This is a genomic window from Janthinobacterium sp. GW822-FHT07H11, assembly GCF_058798615.1.
On sequence record NZ_CM179507.1, the window covers coordinates 1,101,409 to 1,124,246 of the forward strand.

Annotated in this window: 27 protein-coding genes; 19 read left to right on the top strand and 8 right to left on the bottom strand. The window is 62.4% G+C overall.

Annotation, left to right across the window (positions count from 1 at the left end):
* Positions 1-7: 7 nt before the first annotated feature.
* From AC3RCJ_RS04885 to AC3RCJ_RS04900, 4 genes are all read right to left on the bottom strand, one after another.
* Positions 8-352, bottom strand: a complete 345-nt coding sequence (locus tag AC3RCJ_RS04885; protein ID WP_492959962.1) for a DUF1840 domain-containing protein — start codon at positions 350-352, stop codon at positions 8-10.
* 179 nt (positions 353-531) lie between these two features.
* On the bottom strand, positions 532-1,077 hold the full coding sequence (locus AC3RCJ_RS04890) for a hypothetical protein (protein WP_492959960.1): 546 nt from the start codon (positions 1,075-1,077) through the stop codon (positions 532-534).
* A 61-nt stretch (positions 1,078-1,138) separates the two neighbouring features.
* Positions 1,139-2,659 (bottom strand): YifB family Mg chelatase-like AAA ATPase, encoded by a 1,521-nt coding sequence (locus AC3RCJ_RS04895; RefSeq protein WP_492959958.1) that lies wholly within the window; start codon positions 2,657-2,659, stop codon positions 1,139-1,141.
* A 166-nt stretch (positions 2,660-2,825) separates the two neighbouring features.
* A complete protein-coding gene (locus AC3RCJ_RS04900; RefSeq protein WP_492959956.1) occupies positions 2,826-3,074 on the bottom strand; it encodes an accessory factor UbiK family protein in 249 nt (82 codons plus the stop codon).
* 270 nt (positions 3,075-3,344) lie between these two features.
* Here AC3RCJ_RS04900 and AC3RCJ_RS04905 point away from each other — a divergent pair, with 270 nt between their 5' ends.
* The 13 genes from AC3RCJ_RS04905 to AC3RCJ_RS04965 all read left to right on the top strand — a co-directional run bounded on the left by AC3RCJ_RS04905 (position 3,345) and on the right by AC3RCJ_RS04965 (position 16,137).
* Entirely contained in the window at positions 3,345-4,115 is a 771-nt protein-coding gene (locus AC3RCJ_RS04905; RefSeq protein ID WP_492959954.1) for a TorF family putative porin, read from the top strand.
* Positions 4,116-4,126: 11 nt separating this feature from the next.
* Positions 4,127-4,465 (top strand): P-II family nitrogen regulator, encoded by a 339-nt coding sequence (locus tag AC3RCJ_RS04910; protein WP_010393464.1) that lies wholly within the window; start codon positions 4,127-4,129, stop codon positions 4,463-4,465.
* A gap of 11 nt (positions 4,466-4,476) precedes the next feature.
* On the top strand, positions 4,477-6,015 hold the full coding sequence (locus tag AC3RCJ_RS04915) for an ammonium transporter (protein ID WP_492959952.1): 1,539 nt from the start codon (positions 4,477-4,479) through the stop codon (positions 6,013-6,015).
* 213 nt (positions 6,016-6,228) lie between these two features.
* A complete protein-coding gene (gene gshA / locus AC3RCJ_RS04920) occupies positions 6,229-7,527 on the top strand; it encodes a glutamate--cysteine ligase (protein WP_492959950.1) in 1,299 nt (432 codons plus the stop codon).
* 97 nt (positions 7,528-7,624) lie between these two features.
* Positions 7,625-8,581 carry a glutathione synthase gene (gshB, locus tag AC3RCJ_RS04925; protein ID WP_492959948.1) on the top strand — a complete coding sequence of 319 codons (957 nt, stop codon included), beginning with the start codon at positions 7,625-7,627 and terminating at the stop codon, positions 8,579-8,581.
* Between the two features lie 14 nt (positions 8,582-8,595).
* A complete protein-coding gene (locus AC3RCJ_RS04930) occupies positions 8,596-9,000 on the top strand; it encodes a PTS sugar transporter subunit IIA (protein WP_029496035.1) in 405 nt (134 codons plus the stop codon).
* 94 nt (positions 9,001-9,094) lie between these two features.
* Complete coding sequence (locus AC3RCJ_RS04935) at positions 9,095-9,364, top strand: HPr family phosphocarrier protein (RefSeq protein ID WP_010393142.1); 270 nt, start codon at positions 9,095-9,097, stop codon at positions 9,362-9,364.
* 44 nt (positions 9,365-9,408) lie between these two features.
* A complete protein-coding gene (gene ptsP / locus AC3RCJ_RS04940; RefSeq protein WP_492959978.1) occupies positions 9,409-11,151 on the top strand; it encodes a phosphoenolpyruvate--protein phosphotransferase in 1,743 nt (580 codons plus the stop codon).
* A gap of 132 nt (positions 11,152-11,283) precedes the next feature.
* Entirely contained in the window at positions 11,284-12,483 is a 1,200-nt protein-coding gene (gene metX / locus AC3RCJ_RS04945) for a homoserine O-succinyltransferase MetX (protein ID WP_492959945.1), read from the top strand.
* The gene (gene metW / locus AC3RCJ_RS04950; RefSeq protein ID WP_492959943.1) at positions 12,480-13,091 is read left to right on the top strand and encodes a methionine biosynthesis protein MetW; all 612 of its coding nucleotides are present in this window, start codon (positions 12,480-12,482) and stop codon (positions 13,089-13,091) included. Before metX ends, metW begins: the two co-directional genes overlap by 4 nt.
* Entirely contained in the window at positions 13,091-14,350 is a 1,260-nt protein-coding gene (locus tag AC3RCJ_RS04955; protein ID WP_492959941.1) for an AmpG family muropeptide MFS transporter, read from the top strand. Before metW ends, AC3RCJ_RS04955 begins: the two co-directional genes overlap by 1 nt.
* On the top strand, positions 14,331-15,233 hold the full coding sequence (locus tag AC3RCJ_RS04960; protein ID WP_492959939.1) for a M48 family metallopeptidase: 903 nt from the start codon (positions 14,331-14,333) through the stop codon (positions 15,231-15,233). Before AC3RCJ_RS04955 ends, AC3RCJ_RS04960 begins: the two co-directional genes overlap by 20 nt.
* A gap of 1 nt (position 15,234) precedes the next feature.
* On the top strand, positions 15,235-16,137 hold the full coding sequence (locus AC3RCJ_RS04965) for an RluA family pseudouridine synthase (protein ID WP_492959937.1): 903 nt from the start codon (positions 15,235-15,237) through the stop codon (positions 16,135-16,137).
* Positions 16,138-16,165: 28 nt separating this feature from the next.
* Here AC3RCJ_RS04965 and AC3RCJ_RS04970 read toward each other — a convergent pair whose 3' ends face one another.
* Entirely contained in the window at positions 16,166-16,942 is a 777-nt protein-coding gene (locus AC3RCJ_RS04970) for an exodeoxyribonuclease III (RefSeq protein WP_141171662.1), read from the bottom strand.
* Positions 16,943-17,074: 132 nt separating this feature from the next.
* Between AC3RCJ_RS04970 and pyrE the strand changes: the two genes are divergently transcribed.
* A complete protein-coding gene (gene pyrE / locus AC3RCJ_RS04975; protein WP_492959934.1) occupies positions 17,075-17,737 on the top strand; it encodes an orotate phosphoribosyltransferase in 663 nt (220 codons plus the stop codon).
* Here pyrE and AC3RCJ_RS04980 read toward each other — a convergent pair.
* On the bottom strand, positions 17,734-17,988 hold the full coding sequence (locus AC3RCJ_RS04980) for a GNAT family N-acetyltransferase (RefSeq protein WP_492959932.1): 255 nt from the start codon (positions 17,986-17,988) through the stop codon (positions 17,734-17,736). The two genes, pyrE and AC3RCJ_RS04980, sit on opposite strands and share 4 nt — an antisense overlap.
* On the bottom strand, positions 17,976-18,719 hold the full coding sequence (locus tag AC3RCJ_RS04985; protein WP_492959930.1) for a sulfite exporter TauE/SafE family protein: 744 nt from the start codon (positions 18,717-18,719) through the stop codon (positions 17,976-17,978). The genes AC3RCJ_RS04980 and AC3RCJ_RS04985 overlap by 13 nt, the downstream gene beginning before the upstream one ends.
* 125 nt (positions 18,720-18,844) lie before the next feature.
* Here AC3RCJ_RS04985 and AC3RCJ_RS04990 point away from each other — a divergent pair, with 125 nt between their 5' ends.
* The 5 genes from AC3RCJ_RS04990 to AC3RCJ_RS05010 all read left to right on the top strand — a co-directional run bounded on the left by AC3RCJ_RS04990 (position 18,845) and on the right by AC3RCJ_RS05010 (position 21,761).
* The gene (locus AC3RCJ_RS04990; RefSeq protein WP_492959928.1) at positions 18,845-19,738 is read left to right on the top strand and encodes a LysR family transcriptional regulator; all 894 of its coding nucleotides are present in this window, start codon (positions 18,845-18,847) and stop codon (positions 19,736-19,738) included.
* 21 nt (positions 19,739-19,759) lie between these two features.
* A complete protein-coding gene (locus AC3RCJ_RS04995) occupies positions 19,760-20,626 on the top strand; it encodes an alpha/beta fold hydrolase (protein WP_492959926.1) in 867 nt (288 codons plus the stop codon).
* A gap of 102 nt (positions 20,627-20,728) precedes the next feature.
* On the top strand, positions 20,729-20,920 hold the full coding sequence (locus AC3RCJ_RS05000) for a YqaE/Pmp3 family membrane protein (protein ID WP_492959924.1): 192 nt from the start codon (positions 20,729-20,731) through the stop codon (positions 20,918-20,920).
* Between the two features lie 59 nt (positions 20,921-20,979).
* Positions 20,980-21,447, top strand: coding sequence for a carboxypeptidase regulatory-like domain-containing protein (locus AC3RCJ_RS05005; RefSeq protein WP_492959922.1), 468 nt, complete (start codon positions 20,980-20,982; stop codon positions 21,445-21,447).
* Complete coding sequence (locus AC3RCJ_RS05010; protein ID WP_492959920.1) at positions 21,447-21,761, top strand: hypothetical protein; 315 nt, start codon at positions 21,447-21,449, stop codon at positions 21,759-21,761. Before AC3RCJ_RS05005 ends, AC3RCJ_RS05010 begins: the two co-directional genes overlap by 1 nt.
* Here AC3RCJ_RS05010 and AC3RCJ_RS05015 read toward each other — a convergent pair.
* Positions 21,754-22,791 carry an oxidoreductase gene (locus AC3RCJ_RS05015; protein WP_492959918.1) on the bottom strand — a complete coding sequence of 346 codons (1,038 nt, stop codon included), beginning with the start codon at positions 22,789-22,791 and terminating at the stop codon, positions 21,754-21,756. The two genes, AC3RCJ_RS05010 and AC3RCJ_RS05015, sit on opposite strands and share 8 nt — an antisense overlap.
* Positions 22,792-22,838: the final 47 nt, after the last annotated feature.

The following is a 22,838-nucleotide window of genomic DNA, read 5'->3' on the forward strand; positions in this document are numbered from 1 at the left end:
CATCTGGCTAGACTCCCCAGATGATGCTTTCGCCTTCGGCCTTGGCCGAGCGTAGCATTTCCATCAGCGGGTAGGCACGTTGTGAAAAATGGACTTTTTGTGCGCGCGCATGCTCGCCTGTTTCGCCATCTTCCAGCGTCTCCGGAGTATGCGCATCGTGTTCGATGTCATTTTCTGGATGCAATTTACTTTCCGCGACTTCCTTTTCCAGCAAGGCGAGGGCTTCACCCGCTTCCGCCGCCGTGATGACGCCGCGTGTCGGACTCTTGTGCAGGATGTCGAGGATGCGTTGCGCATGTTCCTGGTACATCAGCACTTCAGGGGAGGATTTGGATTTGAATGAGATCAACATAAGCGCTTTCTGAAACTTGTTTTAGTGTTGAAACAATATCACGACTTGAAATTCTGCACAGGCCGTTCGTTTGTCCAGCTTGCACATTGCTAAGCGGGATATTGCCATCTGTTGGACAACACACCTATTTACAAGAGCCCGAGCACCTCGCCGGCAACCGTTTAAGGCAATGTTAAGCGTCAGTCCAGTTTGACGGAGTCCATGAAGGTATCGATGGTTTCACGCGAGAGCTTGCTTTCCTCTCCAACGATGACGATCTGGAAGATGCGTTTGTCCTGTGCCACGAAACGGCCGATCAACAGCACGGGCTTGCCTTGCTGCATCCCTGTCGCTTCGACGCTCAGCGAACTGCGTTGATGGCTGCCGGCGGGTGTGCTGCTGGCTGCCGTCGCATGCTTTTCGCTGCGCACAGTGCCGTTGATATTTTTTAGCAAGGCGGTCTTCATGGCGGACAGGGCCACCTGTGCCTGCTCCGGGGTATCGAGCACGGCGCTGCCGATGGCGAAGGTATTGCCATCAGCTTCGCTGGCCGTCATGGTCAGGCTGACCTTTTTACCGTCGAGATCGATCTCGCGCGTCAATACAGACGGCTTGCCTGGAAACAGGGCCGTGAACTGGGCATCCGGGCTGCGATAGTCGCGCCAGTCGAATTTTGGACTGCAGGCGGACAGGACGCTGGCGGTGGCGAACGCGGCCAGGAGCGTGGCGAGTGATGTTTTTTTCATCAGCAGATGGTAGCAGCACCACCAGGCACGCGCAATCGTGCGCGTGCGATCCCCAGCCTGCCTATATTTCGCGCAGCACGCGCCGGTACTGGATGGCTTCGGCAACATGCGGGTGGCCGATGGCGGCGCTGTCCGCAAGGTCGGCGATGCTGCGCGCCACGCGCAATACCCGGTGATAGGTGCGGGCAGACCAGTGCAGGCGTGACATTGCATTGTGCAACAGATTTTCGCCGTGCGGCTCGAGCCGGCAATGCCGGGTGATTTCCGTATTGTTCAGGCGTTGGTTGCATTTGCCTTGACGTGCCAATTGCAGCATGAACGCGGCCTCGACGCGCATGGCAATGTCGTGCGTGCATTCGGCCGCCTGGGCTTGCCGGCCCAGCGAGGCGGGCGGCATGGCGGCAACCTCGATCTGCAAGTCGATGCGGTCGAGTAGCGGTCCGGACAAACGGTGGTGATAGCGCAGCACGGCATCTTGGGTACAGCGGCAGCGGCCCGAGGCGTGGCCCAGATAGCCGCAGGGACAGGGATTCATGGCGGCGATCAGTTGAAAGCGGGCTGGAAACTCGGCCTGCCGGGCCGCGCGCGAAATCGTGATCAGTCCCGACTCCATGGGTTGACGCAAGACGTCGAGCACCCGGCGGTTGAATTCGGCAATTTCATCAAGGAACAGCACGCCGCAGTGTGCGAGCGAGATTTCACCTGGCCGTGGCACATTGCCACCACCCACCAGGGCCACGCCGGACGCCGTCTGGTGCGGCGCGCGATAGGGGCGCCGCTTCCAGTGCTCGACCTTGAAATGACCGCCCAAGGAGTGCACGGCGGCCGCTTCGAGTGCCTCTTCATCGCTCATCGGAGGCAAAATGCCGGGAAAACGGCTGGCCAGCATGGTCTTGCCGGCGCCAGGCGGTCCGACCATCAGGAGATTATGCCCGCCCGCGGCTGCCACTTCCAGCGCGCGCCGCGCTTGTTGCTGGCCTTGTACATCGGCGAAGTCGGGATAGGAAAAGGTGCTGGACGGCAAGGCCGGCCGGTGGCGTTGCAAGGCTGTCTGGCTGTCGCTGGCGGCAAGGTGGGCGCATACTTCGAGCAGCGTATGCGCGGGATAGATGCTGGCGTCGCGGACCAGTGCCGCTTCGTCGGCATTGGCATGGGGCAGGATGAAGGCGCGCGGCACGCCGGTTTTGTCGCGCTGCATCGCAAACGTCATGGCCAACGCACCCCGGATCGGGCGCAACTGGCCTGACAGCGACAATTCGCCGGCAAATTCATAGTGCTGTAATTGCTCGCTGGATAACTGGCCCGAGGCGGCCAGGATGCCAAGCGCAATGGGCAGGTCGAAGCGTCCCGACTCCTTGGGCAAATCGGCCGGTGCCAGATTGGCGGTGATGCGCCGTGCCGGCATCTCAAACCCGCAGTTTTGCAGGGCGGCGCGCACGCGGTCGCGCGACTCTTTCACTTCCGTATCCGGCAGGCCGACGATGGTAAAAGCGGGCAAGCCGTTGGCGAGGTGGACTTCGACGTTCACCTCGGGCGCCTCCATGCCGGCCAGGGCACGGCTTTTCAGGACTGCCAGGCTCATCAGATTCCCCTGCACCGCGCACGCGGGCAGGATCAGTCTAGTCCCTGAAGCCGGCTGGCATTTGAGGTGAGCCAGCAAATGGAGCGAAAAAAAGCACCTGCCCGCATGGGCATCTGCTCAAGCCATGTCCGGCGCGCATGGCGCGATGCGTGCCGGAGGCATCGTTCTAGGCTTTCGGATCGTTCAGGCGTGCTTCCAGTTCGGCCATGCGCAATTCCAGTGCATCCAGTTTGGCGCGCGTCTTGGCCAGGACCTGGGCCTGGATATCGAATTCTTCGCGCGTGACGAGGTCCAGCCGGGCGAAGCCCTGGGTCATCATCGACTTCACGTTTTTCTCGATATCCTTGGCCGGCGAGTTTTCGATGGCTTGGTGGATCTTGCCTTGCAAGTCGTTAAAGAAGGTATTCATGTCCATGGTCAGTCCTTTATTGGTGCGGCATGTGCATCGCACCATTGCGGTGCACAGCAGTGTTAATGTGGTGCGAAAATGGGTAAATTCATCACTCTTCGGCAGGCTTTTTCCGCATGTCCAGCGGCTCGCAGGGTATGTATGGACGGAAATGCACCTGTCAAGGTGGCAATGAAGCTGGCACGTATTCTGCTAAAGAGGTAATGAACGCTTTGTGATCTTCAGCCAAGATTTTAAACCTCAACCGCTTTAAAAGTTCAATAAAAGGGAACCGCCATGAAGAATCTGTCCAAGAACATGACCTTAGCCGCAGCGTTGACACTGGCCATGACCGCCTTGAGTGGCGCCGCCATGGCCCAGGATGCGGTCGCGGCCCCCGCCGCCGCCGAAGCGGTACCCGACAATGTGCTCAGCTACAACGTGGCACTGAGCAGCGACTACCGCTACCGGGGCCTGTCGCAAAGCCGATTGAACCCGGCCGTCAGCGGCGGTGCCGACTATACGCACAATCCTACCGGACTGTATGTCGGCACCTGGCTGTCGAGCATCAAATGGATCAAGGATGGTGGCGGCGACACGAACCTGGAATGGGATATCTATGGCGGCAAGCGCGGTGAATTCGCGCCGGGCATCACCTACGACGTCGGTGGCCTGTATTACTTCTACCCCTCGAATGGCCTGAGCACGAATGCCAATACCTTCGAGCTGTATGGCCAGGTCGGTTTCGGTCCCGCCTACATCAAGTATTCGCACTCGACGACCAACCTGTTTGGCGTGGCCGACAGTAAAAACAGCGGGTATATCGATGCCGGCCTGAATGTGCCGCTGAACGATGACTACACGTTCAACCTGCACGTGGGCCATCAAAGCGTCAAGCACAACGACTCGCTCAGCTATTACGACTACAAGCTGGGCGTGACCAAGGATTTCCCCGGCATCGTCACCGTATCGGTAGCGGCCGTCCGTGCCGATATCACGTCGCTGGCACCGAATGGCAAGAATCTGGCGAAAACCGGCCTCGTAGTGACTGTTTCCAAAACCTTTTAAGCGAGATTGCCATGAAAATGATTACCGCGATCATTAAACCGTTCAAACTGGACGAAGTGCGCGAAGCCTTGTCGGCTATCAATGTGCAAGGCATTACCGTCACCGAGGTCAAGGGTTTCGGACGCCAGAAAGGCCATACGGAACTGTACCGCGGTGCCGAGTACGTGGTCGATTTCTTGCCAAAAACTAAAATTGAAGCGGCCGTGGACGACGCCATCGTCGACCAGGCGATCGAGGCGATCGAGGGGGCGGCGCGTACCGGCAAGATCGGCGATGGCAAGATTTTCGTCTACAACCTGGAACAGGTCATCCGCATCCGTACCGGTGAAACCGGCAACGAAGCGCTCTAAGGGGAATATTGATGCGTAAAAATATAACAACATTGCTAGCCGGGTTGGCCTGTCTGTGTGCCTTTGGCTTCGCCGCGCCGAGTTTTGCCGATGCGCCAGCCAAGGCCGAACCGGCAGCCGCCGCCACGACGGCCGTTGCCACGCCGGCCGTGACGCCGGTAGCCGATGCCGCCGCGCCTGCCGCGGCTGCCGCAGCGGCAACGGCCCCTGCCGCCGTACCCGTCGCCAACAAGGGCGATACCAGTTTCATGATGATTTCCACCTTGCTGGTGATCCTGATGACGATCCCCGGCCTGGCCCTGTTCTACGGCGGCCTGGTGCGCTCGAAGAACATGTTGTCGGTGCTGATGCAAGTGTTCATGGTGTTCGCGCTGGTCATCGTGCTGTGGTGCATCTATGGCTACTCGATCGCCTTCACGGAAAAAACCGCCTTCTTCGGTGGCTTCGACCGCCTGTTCCTGAACGGTATCTGGGACCCGGCCAAGGGCACGTTTGCCGCCGCCGCCACCTTCAGCAAGGGCGTCGTCATTCCCGAGTTCGTCTTTGTCGCCTTCCAGGGCACGTTTGCCGCCATCACCTGCGCGCTGATCGTCGGCGCGTTTGCCGAGCGCGCCAAGTTTTCCGCCGTGCTGGCCTTCGTCGTGCTGTGGTTCACGTTTGCCTACCTGCCGGCCGCCCACATGGTGTGGTTCTGGACCGGTCCTGACCTGATCACCAATGCCGCCACCTCGGCCAGCGAAGCCCTGAAGGCGGGCTGGATCTGGCAAAAAGGCGCGCTGGACTTCGCCGGCGGCACCGTGGTGCACATCAATGCCGCCGTCGCCGGCCTGGTGGGTGCCATCATGATCGGCAAGCGCGTCGGTTATGGCCGCGAATCGATGGCGCCGCACTCGCTGACGATGACCATGATCGGCGCATCGCTGCTGTGGGTGGGCTGGTTCGGCTTCAATGCTGGTTCCTCGCTGGAAGCGGGCGACGTGGCGGCATTGGCCTTCGTCAACACCTTGCTGGCCACGGCCGCCGCCACCCTGTCATGGGTATTTGGCGAGTGGATCAGCAAGGGCAAGCCATCGATGCTCGGTGGCGCCTCGGGCGCCGTCGCCGGCCTGGTGGCGATCACCCCGGCTGCCGGCTTTGTCGGCCCGATGGGCGGTCTGGTCATGGGCTTGCTGGCCGGTATCGTCTGCCTGTGGGGCGTGAATGGCTTGAAACGCCTGATCGGCGCCGACGATTCGCTCGACGTCTTCGGCGTGCATGGCGTGGGCGGCATCCTTGGCGCCTTGCTGACGGGCGTGTTTGCTGCACCACAATTGGGCGGCCAGGGCGTCTTCGACTACGTCACCAACAAGATGTCGGCGGATCCGTACTCGATCGGCCACCAGGTGTGGGTGCAGGCGCAAGCGGTCGGCACCACCATTCTCTGGTCGGCCGTGGTCTCCGTTATCGCCTATAAGCTGGTCGATATCGTTATCGGCTTGCGCGTACCGGAAGAAGAAGAGCGCGAAGGCCTCGATATCACCAGCCATGGCGAGCAGGCTTACCATGGCTAAGCGTTGATTTTCTGGCACGGTGGCGCATGAGCGCAACGTGCCAGTGTGGTTTTGCCGGAAAAGGCGCCTCATCGAGGTGCCTTTTTTTCGTTATGGGAATGGAAAAGGTCTTTAAAACAAGGCTTTTGCCCCGATTTGGGGTACTTACACGGTAATATAGTCGGCAGTTCTGTGTGCTTTTTTGAATACTGCACATAATTTAAGGATGTAACTATGGTTCCCCATCTCGTCACGGCCCTGACCGGACCGCTGCTCGACCTCGAAAAAAAGATTCTGGCCGCGACGCCGGCCATTGAGCGCTGGTTCCGCATGGAGTGGCAAGAGCACACGCCGCCTTTCTATTGCTCGGTAGACTTGCGCAACGCCGGCTACAAGCTGGCCCCTGTCGATACCAACCTGTTCCCCGGTGGCTTTCATAACCTGGCCACGGAAATGCTGCCCCTGTCGGTACAGGCAGCGATGGCCGCCATCGACAAGTATTGCCCGGATGCCCGCAACTTGCTGATGGTGCCGGAATTGCACAACACCACGCCGCAATACCTGCAAAACGTGGCGCGGCTGATGCAGATCTTCCGCCAGACGGGCTTGCACGTACGCCTGGGCTCCTGGTCGTCCGAGATCACCCAGCCGACGCCATTGGCGTTGCCAGATGGCAATATGCTCGTCATCGAGCCCCTCGTGCGCCTGAACAATGGTCGCCGCCTCGGCTTGAAGGATTTCGACCCCTGCACCATCCTGCTGAATAACGACTTGTCGGATGGCATCCCCGATATCTTGCAAAATATTCATGAGCAAAGCCTGTTGCCGCCCTTGCACGCGGGCTGGGCCTTGCGCCGCAAGAGCAACCACTATACGGCCTACGATGAAGTGGTGAAAAAATTCGGCAAGATGATCGACGTCGATCCGTGGATGCTCAATCCCTTCCATGCCAAGTGCAGCGACATCAACTTCCAGGACGGCGAGGGCGAGGATGCGCTGGCGGCCAGCGTCGACGTGCTGCTGGCGAAGATCCGCAAGAAATACAAGGAATACGGCATCAAGGAAAAGCCGTTTGTCATCGTCAAGCCCGATGCGGGCACGTATGGCACGGGCATCATGACGGTGCGCGATGCCAGCGAAGTGCGCGACCTGTCGCGCAAGCAGCGCGACAAGATGTCCATCGTCAAGGATGGCAAGGTCGTCACCGACGTCATCATCCAGGAAGGCGTGCCGACCTTTGAAAGCATCAAGGATGCCGTGGCCGAACCCGTTGTCTACATGATAGACCGCTACGTGGTGGGCGGCTTCTACCGCGTGCATGCGGAGAAGGGCGTGGACCAGAACCTGAACGCGCCCGGCTCGCAGTACGTGCCGCTGGCATTTGCCCAGCAGCATGCCGTGCCGGACCTGAAGGCCAAGCCGGGCACGGCCGCGCCGAACCGCTTCTATGTGTATGGCGTGGTGGCGCGCCTGGCCTTGCTGGCCGCGTCGCTGGAAATGGAGCGCACGGACCCGAATCCCGAGGTGTATTGATCTATCCCCGCAGCTTGCCGGGCGCGGCGACCACCGCGCCTGGCGATCTCGGCTAGAATCAAGCATTCCTTATCCAGGCTCCCCGATTGGACGCACCATGAAAATTGCATTCCTTGCCGACCCTCTGGCAGGCTTCAAGACCTACAAAGATTCCACCTTCGCCATGATGCGCGAGGCGGCCAAGCGCGGCCATGCCGTGTATGCCTTCGAGCAGAAGGACATGGCGCTGGAAGAAGGCATCGTCACGGCCCGTGTGCAGCACATCGCGCTGACGGGCGACGAACACGACTGGTATAAGGTCGTCTCGACCGAAGAAGTGCGCCTGTCGACCCTGGACGCCATCATCGAGCGCAAGGATCCGCCGTTCGACATGGAATACGTGTACGGCACGTATCTGCTGGAACTGGCGGAAAAGCAGGGCGCGCGCGTCTTCAACAAGCCGTCCGCCATCCGCGACAACAATGAAAAGCTGGCCATCGCGCAGTTTTCCGAATTCACCTCGCCGACCCTGGTCACGTCCAGCGAAGCGCGCCTGCGCGCCTTCCACGCCAAGCACCAGGACGTGATCTTCAAGCCGCTCGACGGCATGGGCGGCACGGGCATCTTCCGCGTCAAGGCCGATGGCCTGAACCTGGGCGCCATCATCGAGACCTTGAGCGAGAACGGCGCGCAGACCATCATGGCGCAGCGTTTCATTCCTGATATCGCCAAGGGCGACAAGCGCATCCTCGTCATCGGCGGCAAGCCGGTGCCGTTTTCACTGGCGCGCATCCCGCAAGCGGGCGAAGTACGGGGCAACCTGGCCGCCGGCGGCACGGGCGTGGCGCAGCCCTTGACGGCGCGCGACCTGGAAATCGCTGAAAAGCTGGGCCCCATCCTGGCCGCGCGTGGCCTGATGCTGGTAGGATTGGACGTGATCGGCGACTATCTGACGGAAGTCAACGTCACCAGTCCGACTTGCTTCCAGGAAATTATGCAGCAGACGGGTTTTGACGTGGCCGCCATGTTTGTCGACGCCGTCGAGCATGGCGTTGCGCAAGCGCAGCAGCGCTAGAAGGTGAAATGACTATGGTAGGGATCTTGCTCATGACACACGCACCGCTGGGACAGGCCTTCATCGCCGCCTGCGCGCATGTGTTTCGCGGGCCAACGGAGCGTTTTGAGGCCATCGACGTCGTCGCCGACCAGGACCTGGCGGAGGTGCAAAAGCTGGCCTCGGAAGCCATCTGCCGCCTCGATGACGGCTCCGGCGTGCTGGTGATTACCGATGTCAAGGGCGGCACGCCGTCGAACTGCTGCAACAAGCTGGCCGATGCGGGCAGGGTGGAAGTCATCGCCGGCATCAGCCTGCCGATGCTGCTGCGCGCGATCACGTATCGCCGCGACACGCTCGACGTGGTGGTGGAAATGGCGCTGGCCGGTGCGCAAAGCGGCGCCGTGCGCGTCGATAACCGCATTCGCGTGGGCGAATAAGGAAGTGCAATGGCCGCCGCCCTGAAGGCGGCGGAATTTATGAGCATGGCTGTATCATCAGCGTAGCGCAATCAGGGATAGAGACCATATAAAAATGATTCAAAAAGAACTCGAAATCATCAACAAGCTGGGACTGCACGCACGCGCTTCCGCCAAATTCACCCAGCTGGCCGCCAAGTTCAAGAGCGATGTCTGGCTGACCCGCAACGCGCGCCGCATCAATGCCAAGTCCATCATGGGCGTGATGATGCTGGCCGCGGGCAAGGGCGCAAAAGTGACCCTGGAAGCCGAGGGCGACGATGAACAGGCATGCGTCGATGCGCTCACCGCCTTGATTAACGACAGGTTTGGCGAAGGCGAGTAATGCCCGCCGAACGCAGCCGCAGCCGCAATCCGACAGGTCAACCCATGGCATCCTTCACGCTCCACGGCATCCCGGTCTCCCGCGGCATCGCCATTGGCCGCGCGCACCTGCTGGCGCCGGCCGCCCTTGACGTCAAACATTACCTGGTCGCCCAGGAACAGATCGAAGCCGAAGTACTGCGCTTGCAAAACGCCATCGCCGCCGTCCACAAGGAGCTGCAAACCCTGTGGAACGAGCTGCCCAAGGATGCGCCCACGGAGCTCGGTGCCTTCATCGACGTGCATGCGCTGATCCTGTCGGACCCGATGATTTCCGAAGCGCCGCTCGACATCATCCGTTCGCGCCACTACAACGCCGAATGGGCGCTGTTGACGCAGATCGATGAACTGTCGGCCCAGTTCGACGAAATCGAAGACCCGTATCTGCGCGAGCGCAAGGCCGACATCCAGCAAGTGGCGGAAAGGGTGCTGAAGGTCTTGCTCGGTACCGAACAGCTGCTGCCCAAGGCTGCCGCCGAAGATGAATTGATGGCGCAGATGATCGTCGTCGCGCACGATATCTCGCCAGCGGACATGCTGCAATTCCGCGACCGCTCCTTCATCGGCTTCATCACCGACGTGGGCGGACAGAACTCGCACACGGCCATCGTCGCGCGCAGCCTGGACATCCCGGCCGCCGTCGGCATGTCGCAGGCGTCGATGCTGATCGACCAGGACGACTGGCTGATCATCGACGGCGACGCCGGCGTGGTGATCGCCAATCCCAGCGCCCTGGTGCTGGAACAGTACCGCGAGCGCCAGGCGGCCATGCAGCGCGCGCGCAAAAAGCTGGGCAAGCTGAAAAAGACGCCGGCCGTGACCAAATGCGGCACGCCGATCACCCTGCTGGCAAATATCGAACTGCCAGAGGATTGTCCGTTCGCCCTGGAATCGGGGGCCAGCGGCGTGGGCCTGTTCCGCTCCGAATTCCTGTTCATGGGGCGGGCCCACAAGATCCCGTCCGAGGACGAGCAATTCGAGGCTTACCGCAATACGGTGCAGTCGATGAAGGGGCGCGTGGTGACCATCCGCACGCTCGACATCGGCGCCGACAAGCCGCTCGACCAGTCCGACCATACGGCCCTGAATCCCGCCCTGGGCTTGCGCGCCATCCGTTACTGCCTGGCCGAGCCGCAGCTGTTCCTGACGCAGCTGCGCGCGATTTTGCGCGCCTCGGCCTTCGGCAAGGTGCGCATCCTGATCCCGATGCTGGCGCATGCCTTCGAGATCGACCAGTCGCTGGCCATGATCGCGCAGGCCAAGGCCAGCCTGCGCGAGGAGGGCGTCAAGTTCGACGACGAAGTCGAGGTGGGCGCCATGATCGAGATTCCGGCCGCCGCGCTGGCCCTGCCCATGTTCGTCAAGCGCATGGATTTCCTGTCGATCGGCACGAATGACCTGATCCAGTACACCCTGGCCATCGACCGCGTCGACTACGAGGTGGCGCATTTGTACAATCCGCTGCATCCGGCCGTGCTGCAACTGATCTCGATGACGATCGCGGCCGGCCACAAGGCGGGCATCGACGTGGCCGTCTGCGGTGAAATGGCGGGCGACGTGAAGCTCACGCGCTTGCTGCTGGGCATGGGCTTGCGCGAGTTTTCCATGCACCCGGCACAGCTGTTGGCGGTCAAGCAAGAGATCCTCAACAGCGATCTGGGCCTGATTGCACCACAAATGCGCAAAATTATGCGTTCCATGGAACCAAATGTGATCGCGGAAGCTGTCCATCAACTTCAGCTCATGTAAACTGTCACCTTAAGCATCAGGACACATCGCGCGCGGCAAGAGGTGTCCTGGTGTTAAAGTTGCAGAACCTACCATCGCGGTGCTGCATCGACCATGGCCCGTGGGGCCACCCCCTTTTATAAACCGACACACATGTCATCCATTGGAATCGTTTCGCCGCAAACCATGTATTTTGCGCAACCCTTGCAGCTGCAAAGCGGAGCATCGCTGCGGGACTATATGTTGATGTATGAAACCTACGGCACCCTGAACGCCGATAAATCGAACGCGGTGCTGGTCTGCCACGCCCTGAACGCCTCGCACCACGTGGCCGGCGTCTACGCCGACGAGCCGAAGAGCACGGGCTGGTGGGACAATATGGTGGGACCGGGCAAGCCGCTCGATACCAATAAATTCTTCGTCATCGGCGTCAACAACCTGGGTTCCTGCTTCGGCTCGACGGGCCCCATGCACACCAATCCCGCCACCGGCAAGCCGTACGGCGCCGCCTTCCCCGTCGTGACGGTGGAAGACTGGGTCGCCGCGCAGGCGCGCCTGGCCGATGAACTGGGCATCACGCAGTTTGCCGCCGTGATGGGCGGCTCGCTGGGCGGCATGCAGGCGCTGGCGTGGAGCATCATGTTCCCCGAGCGCCTGCGCCATTGCGTGGTGATCGCCTCGACGGCCAAGCTGTCGGCGCAGAACATCGCCTTCAACGACGTCGCGCGCCAGGCCATCCTGTCCGACCCCGATTACCATGGCGGCGACTTCTATGCGCACGGCGTGGTGCCGAAGAACGGCTTGCGCGTGGCGCGCATGGTGGGCCACATCACGTATCTGTCGAACGATGACATGGCCGAGAAATTCGGCCGCAAGCTGCGCGACGCGGCGCAGACGGGCGACTACAAATTCGGCTTCGGCATCGATTTCGAGATCGAATCGTATTTGCGCTACCAGGGCGACAAGTTCTCCGAATACTTCGACGCGAACACGTATTTATTGATCACCAAGGCGCTCGACTATTTCGACCCGGCGCGCGCGCATGGCGGCGACCTGGCCAAGGCCCTGTCGGGCACCAAGGCCAAGTTCTTCCTCGCCTCGTTTTCCACCGACTGGCGCTTCTCGCCCGAGCGCAGCCGCGAAATCGTCGAAGCGCTGGTGTGCAACCGCCGCCAGGTCACCTATGCCGAAATCGACGCGCCGCACGGCCACGACGCCTTCCTGCTGGAAGATGCGCGCTACATGAACATGGTGCGCGCCTACTATGGCCAGGTATGGAACGATATCGGCGCGGGTGCGCACGCCGCAGTAAAAAACACCGCCGTCCGCCAGGGCGCCAAGGAGATCGCATGACTTTTGACGAATTGAGCGCGCTGCGCCCCGACCTGGCCTTCATCGCCCACTGGGTGCCGGACAACGCGCACGTGCTGGACGTGGGATGCGGCGAAGGCGTGATGCTGCAGTACCTGCAAAGCGACAAGGAGTGCAGCGGCTATGGCATCGAGATCGCCGACGACAAGGTGCTGGCCAGTACCCTGCGCGGCGTCAACGTGATCCAGCAGGACATGGAAAAGGGCCTGGCCATCTTTGGCGACAACAGCTTCGATACGGTGCTGTGCCTGTCGTCCTTGCAGATGATGAAGCAGGTCGAGCCGCTGCTGCGCGACATCGTGCGCGTGGGCGCCGAAGCCATCGTCTCGTTTCCCAACTTCGCCTACTGGCCGCACCGCGTGGCCTTGCTGAAAGGCCGCATGCCCGTGTCGAAGTCGCTGCCTTACCAGTGGTATGACACGCCCAACGTGCGCTGCGCCACCATCAACGACTTCCGCGAACTGGCCGAGGAATGCGGCCTGGAAGTGATCGACTGCGTGGCCCTGGCCGAAGGCAGGATGGTCTCCGTGCTGCCCAACCTGCGCGGCGACCTGGCCGTCTTCCGCCTGCGTAAAAAAGCGGTGCATTGATGAATGTCAGCCCGGCGCCAGGATGGCGTTCCTATGCCAATGGCCGCATGCTGGCCGTGCTGGTGCTGGGCTTCAGTTCCGGCCTGCCCCTGTTCATCCTGCTGTACCTGCTGCAGGCATGGCTGGCCAAGTCGGGCCTGAACGTCAAGGCGCTGGGACTGTTCGCCCTGGTGCAGTTCCCCTACATCTGGAAATTCCTGTGGGCGCCCCTGATGGACCGCTACCGCATCCTGGGACTGGGACGCCGGCGCGGCTGGATGGCATTGACCCAGGTGGCGCTGTTTTTTTCCATCGGCGGCATGGGCATGCTGGACCCGCTCACGCAGATCGGCCTGATCGCGGCCGCTGCGGGCGGCGTGGCTTTTCTGTCGGCCAGCCAGGACATCGTCATCGACGCCTACCGGCGCGAAATCCTGTCCGATAACGAGCAGGGCCTGGGCGCCGCTGTCATCGTCAATGCGTATAAAGTGGCGGGCATGGTGCCGGGCGCGCTGTCGCTGATCCTGGCCGACCGCATGCCATGGCAGCCCGTCTTCTGGATCACGGCCGCCTTCATGCTGCCGGGCCTCGCATGCACCTTGCTGATCAGGGAGCCGACCGTGTACGGCGCGCCGCCGAAGACCATGCGCGAGGCGATCATCTTGCCGTTCCAGGAATTCATCGCGCGCGATGGTTGGCGTAACGCAATGTGGATACTCGCCTTTGTATTACTCTATAAAATCGGCGATAGCATGGCCACGGCGCTGGCGACGAAGTTTTATCTCGACCTGGGTTTTTCCATGACGCAGATCGGCCTGGCCGCCAATACCACGGGTTTCTGGGCCAGCCTGGCCGGCGGCGTGGTCGGTGGCGTGTGGATGCTCAAGCTGGGCATTAACCGGGGCCTGTGGGTATTTGGCGCGCTGCAGGCGATCGCCATTCTCGGCTTTGCCTGGCTGGCGCAGGTGGGGCCGAATACCATGCTGCTCAGCGCCGTGATCGGTTTTGAAGCTTTTGCCAGCCTGGGCCTGGGCGCGGCCGCTTTTGTCGCGTTCCTGTCGCGCACCACGGACCCGCGCTACACGGCTACGCAATATGCCTTGTTTTCCAGCCTGAGCGCCGTGCCGCGCACCCTGATCAATGCCTCGGTGGGTTTTCTGGTCGCGGAATTGGGCTGGTTTTCGTTTTTCATCGTGTGCTTCTTCCTGGCCTTCCCGGCCATGATGATGCTGCCTAAAATCGCTCCATGGAGGTCTGCCAATGGCACCAATATCCCTTAAACGTTACACCGTCCTGGCCAGCCTGTGCGCTGCCACCGCGCTGGCACCGCTGCCCGCTTTCTCGCAGCAGCAGGTGGAACAGGATGGTATCAAGGTGCGTCCCCTGTCGGGTACGCGCGTCTTCGCCGGCGGCGAGAATTTCAATGAAAAATCCCGATTGCAGTATGCGGAACTGGTACGCGACGCGAAGGAAAAGAATGCGCTGGTGCCCGACAGCGATCCGCAGGTGAAGCGCCTGCGCGCCATCGCCCAGCGCATCATCCCGTATGCGGCCCGCTGGAACGATGCGGCTAGCAGCTGGCAGTGGCAGATCAACCTGCTCAATTCGGATGAAGTGAACGCCTTCTGCATGCCGGGCGGGCAGATCGCCTTTTACAGCGGCATCATCACCAAGCTCAATCTGACTGACGATGAAGTGGCCGTCGTGATGGGCCATGAGATATCGCATGCATTGCGCGAGCATGCGCAGGCGCAGGCAGGCAAGGGCAACCTGGCGGCCGTGGGCGCCAAGCTGGCCGGCGCCGGCCTGTCGGCCTGGCTGGGCGTTGACCCGAATTTGACCAGTACCGCCACGAACATGGCGGCCAAGGGCGTGATGCTGAAGTTCTCGCGCGACGACGAACGCGAAGCGGACCTGATCGGCATGGACCTGGCCGCGCGCGCCGGTTTCGACCCGCGCGCCGGCGTGGCGCTGTGGCAGAAAATGGCGGCAGTCAGCAAGGGCGCGCCGCCGGAATTCCTCTCCACCCACCCGTCGGGCAGCGACCGTATCTCGCAGATGAACGAGCACATGGCGCAAGTGCTGCCACTGTACGCGCGCAGCAAGGGCGTCAGCGTCAATGCCTTGCCGCCCTACCGCAGCACCGCCATCGCGCAGCGCTAGGATGTCGCCCCGTCACGCCGCCGCGCCCTTGCCCATGCGCGACGGCGTCGCGCCCAGCTATCTGTGGCTGCCGGAGGGGCAGTGGCCGGACATGCTGTCCTTCCTCGTCGAGCGCTATCCGCAGGTCAGCGCCGCGCAATGGCAGGACCGCATGGCGCGCGGCGAAGTGGTCAATGGCGACGGCGCCGTGCTGGCGCCGGACAGCGCATACAAGCGCGGCATGCGCATTTTTTATTACCGCGAGCTGGAGCGCGAGACGCCAATCCCGTTCCGCGAAGAGATTCTGTTCCAGGACGAGCATTTGATCGTGGTCGACAAGCCGCATTTCCTGCCGATGACGCCGGGCGGGCGCTTCGTGCAGGAGACCCTGCTGACGCGGCTGAAGAAGCAGCTCGATTGCGCCGATCTCACGCCCATCCACCGCCTCGACCGCGAAACGGCCGGCGTGGTGATCTTCTCGCGCCAGATCGCCAGCCGGGGCGCGTATCAAACGCTGTTCCAGCGCCGCGAAGTGCGCAAGACGTATGAAGCGCTGGCTCCCGTCCTGGCGGGCCGTGATTTTCCGTTTACCTACCGCAGCCGCATGGCGGACGGCGACAAATTTTTCCTCATGCGCGAGGAAGCGGGCGAGCCGAATTCGGAAACCGTCATCGACGTGATCGAGCGGCGCGGCGACATGAACTTGTACCGGCTGCAGCCGCACACGGGCCGCAAGCACCAGTTGCGCGTGCACCTGGCTTCGCTGGGCATTCCCATCGTCAACGACGCGTTTTATCCGGTGGCCCTGCCGTGCAAGGAAGACGACATGTCGCAACCCTTGCAGCTGCTGGCGCGCGCCATCGATTTCACGGACCCGCTGAGCGGCGCGCCGCGCCAATTTGAAAGCCGGCGCATGCTGGCGTAAGCCGACATCGCCCGCGACGTGTCAAAGATCAGCCCTTGACCGTGTAATCGATGATCAACGGTGCGTGATCGGAAAAGCGCTCGTCCTTGTAGACGCTGACCGTGTGGGCCTGGGCCGCGATGCCGGGCGTGGCGACGTGGTAATCGATGCGCCAGCCCACGTTCTTCGCGTAGGCCTGGCCCCGGTTGCTCCACCACGTGTACTGGTCTTCGCGCTTGTCCAGGCCGCGGTGCACGTCGACAAAACCCACTTCGTCGAAGACACGCGTCAGCCACGCGCGTTCCTCGGGCAGGAAGCCGGAATTTTTCTTGTTGCCCTTCCAGTTCTTCAGGTCGATCTCGTGGTGGGCGATATTCCAGTCGCCGCAGATGACCACTTCACGGCCCAGCGCCTTCAATGCCAGCAGGTGAGGCAGGAACAGTTCCATGAAGCGGAACTTGGCTTCCTGGCGCTCCGGGCCGGACGAACCGGACGGGCAGTACACGGAAATGACGGACAGGTTGCCGAAATCACAACGCACGTAGCGGCCTTCGGCGTCGAATTCGGGGCTGCCGAAGCCGATATGCACGGCGTCCGGTTCCACCTTGCTGTACACGCCCGTGCCGGAATAGCCCTTTTTCTCGGCATAGTGGAAATGGCCATGGTAGCCGTGCGGGTTGAGGAATTCCGGCGTCATGTCGGGCAGCTGCGCCTTCAATTCCTGCACGCAGATGAAATCGGCCGTTTGCGTGCCCATCCAGTTGAAAAAGCCTTTTTTGGCGGCGGAACGGATGCCGTTCAGGTTGGCGGAGATAATTTTTGGCATAGTCGAAAGGCAGTCTTCAGAGCGAATGTTGGGCAAAACCGGTGCTGGCCGGGGCCTGCCGGCGCGGCATGGCAATTGTCTCGCCGCTGCGCGCGGATTAAAATACAGGCACTTTTCAAAAATGAGGCTAATGTGAATAATTTACGCCAGCAGTTTATCGCGTTTTCAGTATCCAAGGGAGTCTTGCGGTTTGGCGAGTTCACCACCAAGGCCGGACGCCAGTCGCCGTACTTCTTCAATGCGGGCCTGTTCCATGACGGCGCCACCCTGGCCGAACTGGCCCAGTTCTACGCGCAGACCCTGCTCGACTCGGGCGTTCAATTCGACATGCTGTTCGGGCCCGCCTACAAGGGCATCACCCTGGCGTCGGCCACCGCCGTGGCGCTGGCCGGCAAGGGGCGCAACACCTCGTTCGCCTTCAACCGCAAGGAAGCCAAGGACCATGGCGAAGGCGGTACCATCGTCGGCGCCAAGTTGCATGGCAAAGTTGTCATCATTGACGATGTGATCTCGGCCGGCACTTCGGTGCGCGAATCGGTGGACATGATCCGCGCCGCCGGCGCCGAGCCATGCGCCGTGCTGATCGCCCTGGACCGCATGGAGCGTTCCGGCCCGGACGGCCAGCTGTCGCCAAGTTCGGCGGTGCAGGAAGTGTCGAAACAGTACGGCATCCCCGTCATCTCGATCGGCAACCTGGACGACTTGTTCGGCTACCTGAATGGTGCGGGCGCCGATCCGGAACTGTTGAAATATAAAGAAGCCGTTTCCGCCTACCGCACGCGCTACGGTATTTAAGTCGTCTTTTCCAGCAGCGCCCGCAGCCGCGGGTCGCTGCAGGCGGCACCAGCTTGCGGATGGCATTGCAACAGCCGCCGCAGCAGCGCGGCGCCGATGCCGCGCCGGCGGAACGGCGGTTTCACGAACAGCATGTTCACCGTCACGTCATCGGCGTCTCTGCTGATATCGAGCATGGCCACCTGCTGGCCGTCGATCCACGCGCACAGCGCGCTGTCCCCTTGCCAGTCTATCCGCATCACGCCAGCCATGGTTTGAGCGCCGCATGCAGGCCGAGGGCGAACAGGCCGATGAAAAAGCACCGTTTGAACACCTGCTGCGCGATGCGCCCGCGCAGCCATTGACCGGCCAGCATGCCGGCCAGCGCCGGCAGTAGCGCATACGCGGACGCGCCGGCTGCGTCCAGGCTGAATTCGCCGTGCAAGGCCAGGCTGGCCGCCAGCGCCATGGTCGACGCCGTAAACGCCAGGCCCAGCGCCTGTACCAGCGCATCGCGCGCCAGGCCCAGTCCCTGCAGATACGGCACGGCGGGGATGACGAACACGCCCGTGGCGGCCGTCACCAGTCCCGTCATCGCGCCCGCCACGGGGCCCAGCCACGCTTCGTGCCGCGCCGGCACGCGCAACTGCAGCGAGAACAGGCCCGCCAGCGCATACAGCATCAGTGCCAGGCCCAGCGCGACGACGGCCCAGGCGCCGCTGTCGGTCGGCAGCAGGGCGCCGCCCGCCATGGTGGCGGCCATGACGGCCAGCAGCATGGGCCACAAACGGCGCAGCAGGACGCACAGGCCGGGGCCGGTCGCCAGTTGCCACACATTCGTCACCATCGACGGTACGATCAAGAGCGCCGCCGCCTGCACTGGCGGCATGACGAGGCCGAGCGTGCCCATGGCCACCGTCGGCAAGCCCAGTCCGACTACGCCCTTGACGAAGCCAGCGACGAGGAAGCTGGCGCCGACAGCCAGCAGGAATGACGTCTCCATTTTTTCTATTCCGCAGTGATTTTGCGTGCATTCTGCGCGCGCTGGGCGGTTTCGCCAAGGCGGATTATTTTGAGTCAGCCTCAGTAAAATACGAAGGCTGGTAAGATGGGGAAAAGGAGGGCGCCATGCGCTTTGATCTGGTCGATTTGCAGCTGTTTGTCAACGTGGTGGAAGCGGGCAGCCTGACGGCGGGCGCCGCGCGCAGCCACCTGGCGCTGGCGTCGAGCAGCGCGCGCGTGCGCGGCATGGAGGAAATGCTGGGCATGCCGCTGCTGCTGCGCGGACGGCGCGGCGTGGAGCCAACGCCAGTGGGCCAGACCTTGCTGCATCACGCGCGCCTCGTATTGCTGCAAATGGAGAAAATGCGTGGCGAACTTGGCGAATTTGCGCGCGGCTTGAAAGGGCAGTTGCGGCTGCTGTGCAATACGGCCGCGCTCAGCGAATTTTTGCCCGAGGCGCTAGGCGCTTTTCTCGACCGCCATCCGAATCTGACCATCGACCTGGAAGAGCGCCTCAGTTACGATATCGTCAAGGCCGTTGCGGAAGGGCTGGCCGACATGGGCATCGTGTCCGACTCGGTCGACATGCGCGGCTTGCAGACGTTTTTGTTCCGCCCCGACCGCCTGGTGATGATCGCGGCGGCCGACGGCGTGCATCACCGTGCCCTGGGCCAGGATGGCGTCGTCGACTTTGCCAGCGTGCTCGATCACGATTTCATCGGCCTGGCCGACGACAGCGCGATGCAGCAGTACCTGGGCATGCATGCGGCGCGCCTGGGGCATCCGTTGAAGGTGCGCGTGCGCCTGCGCAGTTTCGATGCCGTGTGCCGCATGGTGGCCAGTGGCGTGGGCATCAGCGTGGTGCCGCTGGCGGCGGCGCGCCGCTGCCAGCAGACGATGGCGCTGCGCTGCCTGGAATTATCCGATCCCTGGTCGGTACGCAATCTGACGATCTGCGTGCGCCAGTTCAGTGAATTACCCCTGTACGCGCGCCAGTTGATCGATCATCTGAAGGCGTGACAGGGCATGACAGGAGCAGCGATGCGTTTTTCAGAAGACAAGATGGCCAGCCTGCTGTGCAGCGACCAGGTCGAGCGGCCCATCCACATCTGGCAGCCGGAGCGCCCTCGCGCCGTGATCCTGGCGATCCACGGCGGCATGGCGCATGCGGGCGACTATGTCACGCCGGCGCTGTATTTCCGCCAGCACGGCATCGCCACCGTCAGCTTCGACATGGTGGGCCACGACGGCAAGCGCAAGGTCGACATTCCCTCGTTCGAGGCCTTCCTCGACGATGAAGAACTGTTCCTGGCCTGGGTCAAGCAGGCGTATCCGGGCCTGCCCATTTTTATCATGGGCCATTCGATGGGCGGCCTGATCGCCACGCATCTGGGCTTGCACCGTTTTGCGGGCGATCCGGCCATCAAGGGTTTTATTATTTCATCGCCGTATTACGTGAATGCGATTCCCGTGCCAAAGGTGCTGCAGATGCTGTCCGGCTGGCTGGCGCGGCGCTTCCCCACCATGAAAGTGCCATTGGGCAACTTGACCATGCTGCTCACGCACGATCAAACCATCACCGCGCGCCATTTCGACGATGAACGCGACGGCATCCGCGCCAGTGCCGCGTCGGTGCGCTTCGCGCATGCCTTGACGTCAGCGCAAAAGGCGCTGGCGGGCGGCTTGTCGGACTGGCGCTTCCCCCTGTTCGCCGTGGTGGCGGGCGACGACAAGCTGGCCGACAGCCGCGCCACGGAAAGCCTGCTGCGCAGCGTGCCCGATGGCCTGCTCGACTACCATTTGTACCCGGCGAACTACCACGAGAATTTTAACGAAGTGAATCGCGACGAGATTTTCGCCGCCATCCTGGCCTGGATGAACAGCTTGCTGGCAAACCCCGCAAATTGAGCGGCCTGCCGCACGGTGTATCGTTATAATCGGCGTCACCAATTTCAATGCCGGCGCCTGCCGGCCCGCTCCCCCGCGGCACGGGTTGCACAAGGAAAGAATATGCGTTTACTGATTGCCCTGATACTCCCGTGGCTGACCTTTTTCACGATCGGCCGTCCCATCGCCGGCATCATCTGCCTGCTACTGCAAATTACCCTGATCGGCTGGCTGCCGGCGACGATTTGGGCCGTGTACTCGCTGAGCCAGTACAAGACGGACCAGAAGATCGCCGACGCGATGCGCCGGCGCTAAGCTAAGGCTGGCCTAAGCTGCGCTTTCTATCTTGATTCAACCGACATGAGGAGAGTGAGATGGCATTGAACAGACGCGGTACCCTGGGCCTGGCGGCGGCGATGCTGGTGGCTGCCGGGCTGTTGCCGGGAAGTGCGGCGCAGGCGCAAACCGAGAGCGCCCTGCCACCCGTGCAGAAGAGCGGGGCGGTGGAATACCTGAGCGGCGGCATCGGCCTCGATGAATCGACTGCCATCAAGAGCGCCGGCACGCACTGGCCATTGAGTTTGGTGTTTTCCGTGCAGGCGGCGGGCAAGGCGGAATTTGCCTCCGACGTCAAGCTGGAAATACGCGACGCCAAGGGCGCCGTGGTGCTCGAGACGACGGCCAGCGGACCGTTCCTGCTGGCGAAGCTGCCGCCAGGCAGCTACAGCCTGCGCGCCACCTTGGCCGGCAAAAGCCTGCAACGCAAGGTACAGGTCAAGGCGGGTGCGTCCGCGCGTGTGGAACTGGTCTGGCCGGCCGGGACGAACCAGGGCCAGCCCTGATGCCTGGCGACGGCAAGGCGCCCGAACGGGGCCTGTCGGCGCATATCCTGCCTACGTCGGCGACGATGGTCGGCGTGTGCATGACGGTGCTGTCGATCGGCCACCTGGCGCCGCGCGGCGAGGTGCGCGTGGCCATCGACAAGCTGCTCGCCGTCGATGCCATCGTCTTTCTCGTCAGCGCCGTGCTCTCGTTCATGTCGCTGCGCCCCGGCCAGCCGCGCCTGCGCTACGAATGGTGGGGCGAGCTGCTGTTCATCTGCGGCCTGGCCCTGCTGGCGCTGGGCGCCGTGGTGCTGGCCTTCGTCATCAACTGACCGCGAGCACGCGCCCTTCGGCGGCGCTTTGCAGCGCCAGTTCGATCAGGCGTATTGTCGCTGCCGCATCCTCGGCCGCCACGGGCGCCGGTGCGCCGTGGCCGATGGCGTCGGCCATGCCCTGGTAGAAATCCTGGTAGCGGCCCGCCTGCATCTCGAGGTGCTCAAAATGCCCATCCGGCCGCGTGCCCAGGTGCAGCGCGCCGCGCACGGGATCGACGCCCCAGCCTGGCTGTCCCGGCCTGCCGCCCGCCTTCAGCGCGTCTTCCTGCGGGTCGACGCCGAATTTCACGAAGCTGCCCTGGTCGCCATGCACGGCGAAGCGCGCCGTGGGCGCCTTCACCAGGCAACCGGCCTGCAGCACCACGCGCAGCCTGTCGTAGTACAGCACAAGGTGGAAATAATCTGCAGCCTGTGCGCCATCGCGCTGCAGGCTGATGTCTGCATACAGCTTTTCCGGCTTGCCGAACAGCTGCAAGGCCTGGTCCAGCATGTGCGGACCCAGGTCGTACAGCAGGCCGCCGCCCGGTGCGGCGGACTCGCGCCAGCGCTGGCGGATCTCGGGACGGAAGCGGTCGAAATGTGATTCGACGCTGGCGATGCGGCCCAGCGTGCCCGCTGCCAGCAGTGCTTTCAAGGTCAGGAAGTCGCCATCCCAGCGCCGGTTGTGGTACACGCTCAGTACCAGCTTGCGCTCCCTGGCCAGGGCGATCAGCGTTTGCGCTTCGGCGCTGGAAATGGTGAACGGCTTGTCTACCACCACATGCTTGCCCGCCAGCAGGGCCGCCTGCGCCAGGCTGAAATGCGCCTCGTTGGGCGCGGCGATGACCACCAGTTCGATGGCCGCATCGGCAAACAGCTGCGCCGGCTCGGCATATACGGTCGCCTGCGGCCAATCCTTGTGCACGAGTTCGGGCTTGCTGGAGGCGACGGCCGCCAGCTCCAGCGCATCGACGGCCGACAGGACGGGGGCATGGAAGGTGGAGCCGGCAAAGCCGTAGCCGACCAGACCGGTTTTAATTTTTTTCATGGCATGCTCATGGTGCGTGGGAGATTTCATGATCATACCCGCAAGCG